This window comes from Acidovorax sp. HMWF018 (genome assembly GCF_003061035.1).
Classification (GTDB): domain Bacteria; phylum Pseudomonadota; class Gammaproteobacteria; order Burkholderiales; family Burkholderiaceae_C; genus Acidovorax; species Acidovorax delafieldii.
Map to the genome: position 1 here is coordinate 23059 of NZ_QAIM01000489.1, position 2764 is coordinate 25822.

The following is a 2764-nucleotide window of genomic DNA, read 5'->3' on the forward strand; positions in this document are numbered from 1 at the left end:
CCAGTGGCGCGCCGGTGTGGGTGACCACGCTGCCCGCACTGCTCAAGCCCCCCACGGTGGGCACGGTGATGGCCGTACCCGGATAGCCCAGCGCCACCCGCTGCGCAATCTTGGCCTTGAAGTAGGCCACCAGATCGCCGGAGCGCGCCACCTGCAGCCGCGCCTCGTTGGGGGTCTGCGGATTGCCGCCCTCCCCGCCACCGCAGCCCACCACGAATGCAGCGGTGGCCACGGCCAGCCATGCGGGCGACGCATGGGATATGCCCGCCAATGTGTTCATCAACCCTCGGTTCTTCATGTGATTGTTCTCCCTGTGAATGCGTATACCCACGGCGCGGCGTCGGCTTCGGCCCACACCCCATCGCAGATAAGTGGGATAATATCCCACATAATTTCAAACCGTCAACCAGATGACAATCACAGCCTGACCCTGACACCCGCCGCGCCTCGCGCCTTCTTTCATGCCCTCCCGCTCCGCCATCGTTCTGGCCTCCGCCCTGCACGTGCTGCGCCCTCTGGCGCGCCTGCTGCTGCGCAATGGTGTGGCCTACCCCGCGTTTGCCGCGGCCATGAAGAAAGTGTTTCTGGACGCTGCGCACGACGAGCTGCAGCGCACAGGCAAGAAGACGACCGACAGCGCGGTGAGCCTGATGTCGGGCGTGCACCGGCGCGATGTGCGCAACCTCGGCCGTCTGGCCGAGCCCGCTGCTGAGGAAGAAGCGGGCGAAACCCCGTTGAACATGGCCAGCCAGGTGGCCGCGCGCTGGCTGAGCCAGACGGATTGCCTGGACGACGAGGGCCAGCCCCGCCCCCTGCCCCGCAGCGGCGAGCCTCCGCACTTCGATGGCCTGGTGGCCAGCATCAGCAGCGATGTGCGGCCCCGCGCGGTGCTCGACGAACTGGTCCGCCTGGGCATCGCCGAGGAAGGTGAGGATGGACTCATCCGCCTGCTGGCCGCCGGCTTTGTGCCGCGCCAGGGCTTTGCCGAGATGGCACAGCTGATGCAGGACAACCTGCACGACCATTTGGCGGCGGCCAGTCTCAACCTGGAGGGTGAGCACAACTACCTGGAGCAGGCCGTGTTTGTGGACCAGCTCAGCGAAGAATCAGCCCACCGCCTGCACGTCGTGGCCGCCAAGGCCTGGCGCCAGGCCTTCAAGACCGTGATGACCGAGGCCCAGGCCCGCTACGACCACGACCAGCAAAACACCCCGCCCGGCGAGCGCAACCGGCGCGCCCGCTTTGGCAGCTACTTCTATGCCGCAGACCAAGATGAACGTCCTTCCTGAACTCTGGGCCCGGGTGGGCCGGATGGCCCTGCTCACGGCCCGACGGCTGGTGGCTGTCACCACCCTGCTGGTGCTGGCCGCCTGCGGTCCCGGCACCGGTGGCACGGGCACCGGCCCGATCAACGGAGCGGTTTATTTTTCGGGCGCGGGCTTCACAGTGGGAGCCCCCTGCGCTCTGCATTGCGGTGGCACGGACCTGCTGTTGGAAAACGAGCGGGTGGAACTCAACATCACCTGCCAGCGCTTTGTGTTCACCGGCCCGTGGGAGATCGATGCACAGGGCATGGCACTCCTGAAGGGCACCCTGGAAACCACGGAATTTCCCAACGGGGGCGAAGCCCAAACCCGCACTGTGGCCGCCGAGATGCAACTACAGTTCAGCGACACCCGCGCCGACAGCAGCCGCGAGGTGGTCGTTACCGTGCGGGACGCACAGGGCAACCTGCTGGTCGCCCCCCGCACGCTGGAGCAGCGCCCTGCTTCTGCAGCAGCCGCCCCCGGGTCCTGCACTCCCGAGGAGCGCTGAAACGACACAGGGCCTGTGCAGACAGGCTGCACAGGCCCTGAAAAAACCAGAAATCCGAACCAGCCCCGAACAGGCCGGTGACAAAGAGGGGTGAGGTTACTGGACGCCCGCCACCATCATGCCGCGGTTGCTGCGGCACCAGATCGGTGCCAGGTGTCCAATCTGGATCGTCAGCTCATTGCCCTTGCCCAGCACCGTGGTGGGGCCGTTGCTGTAGGCGTAGCCGCTGTCGGCAGCCTGCTTGGGCAGCTCCACCGTCCAGCCGCTGCGGCGCATCACGCTGCGGCCTTGATCGGGGTAAAACTGCATCTCCACTTTTTCACCGTTGCCGCAGGCGTATTGCATGCTGCTGCCATCGGTCGGTGCGCTGAACGCCTGCATCGCGGGGGGCTGGCTTGCGCAGCCCGACAACAAGAGGGTAGCCAACGCACCCGAACCCAGCAAAACCATCGTCTTCATCGGTCACTCCTGACATCGCGGCGCCATCTGACGACGCCCGACAACTTCCATCCAACGGCTTGTGGCCACCGGCCACCGGGACCCATTCAAAGCCCCATGGTGATCACCCAAGCACAAACCTTGCCACTCACCACTGCCTGCACCATCCTGATTGCGAGAGACCGAAACTTGCGATTCCAGAGCCGTGACCAACACCCGGTGCAGCGCATGGGCACAAGAGTGCCCCAGGCCCCCGGCACCGTCATTGGGGTGATCCCCACATCGAGAGCCTCCTCTAAAGTCTGCCCGCGCCCTGTGGCGCCCTCATGACGGCCCCAGCCCCCTGCAGACGGGGCAGGATTGGAAGCACCGAAGGACCCAATCAGCGGTAGAAACATCTGATTACAAGCACCCACACCCCAAAATCCGCAGCATCCGACGCGTTTGGTCGGTTATGGACGGGAGGGACTGGGACATACCCTAGGAGCCTGCCTGTACGGCTGCTCCGCCC

Annotated in this window: 4 protein-coding genes; 2 read left to right on the top strand and 2 right to left on the bottom strand. The window is 65.6% G+C overall.

Going from position 1 to position 2764, the window contains the following annotated elements; translation table 11 throughout:
* A partial coding sequence (locus tag DBR23_RS29735; protein WP_158276478.1) for a hypothetical protein occupies nt 1-298 on the bottom strand: 298 nt, incomplete at its 3' end.
* A gap of 163 nt (nt 299-461) precedes the next feature.
* Here DBR23_RS29735 and DBR23_RS21000 point away from each other — a divergent pair.
* Together DBR23_RS21000 and DBR23_RS21005 are read left to right on the top strand one after the other, a co-directional pair.
* Nucleotides 462-1289: a DUF6502 family protein gene (locus DBR23_RS21000; RefSeq protein ID WP_056066629.1), complete on the top strand. Its 828-nt coding sequence runs from the start codon at nt 462-464 to the stop codon at nt 1287-1289.
* On the top strand, nt 1273-1815 hold the full coding sequence (locus tag DBR23_RS21005) for a hypothetical protein (RefSeq protein WP_143227280.1): 543 nt from the start codon (nt 1273-1275) through the stop codon (nt 1813-1815). Before DBR23_RS21000 ends, DBR23_RS21005 begins: the two co-directional genes overlap by 17 nt.
* Nucleotides 1816-1911: 96 nt before the next feature.
* On the opposite strand, the gene DBR23_RS21010 is transcribed toward DBR23_RS21005, so the two are convergent.
* Nucleotides 1912-2274 carry an MliC family protein gene (locus tag DBR23_RS21010; protein ID WP_099730979.1) on the bottom strand — a complete coding sequence of 121 codons (363 nt, stop codon included), beginning with the start codon at nt 2272-2274 and terminating at the stop codon, nt 1912-1914.
* Between the last annotated feature and the right edge of the window lie 490 nt (nt 2275-2764).

What these genes read in the sequence shown, in the direction of transcription:
- DBR23_RS21000 (WP_056066629.1), top strand. Translation starts at nt 462, where the DNA reads ATGCCCTCCCGCTCCGCCATCGTTCTGGCCTCCGCCCTGCACGTGCTG.
- DBR23_RS21005 (WP_143227280.1), top strand. Translation starts at nt 1,273, where the DNA reads ATGAACGTCCTTCCTGAACTCTGGGCCCGGGTGGGCCGGATGGCCCTG.
- DBR23_RS21010 (WP_099730979.1), bottom strand. Translation starts at nt 2,274, where the DNA reads ATGAAGACGATGGTTTTGCTGGGTTCGGGTGCGTTGGCTACCCTCTTG.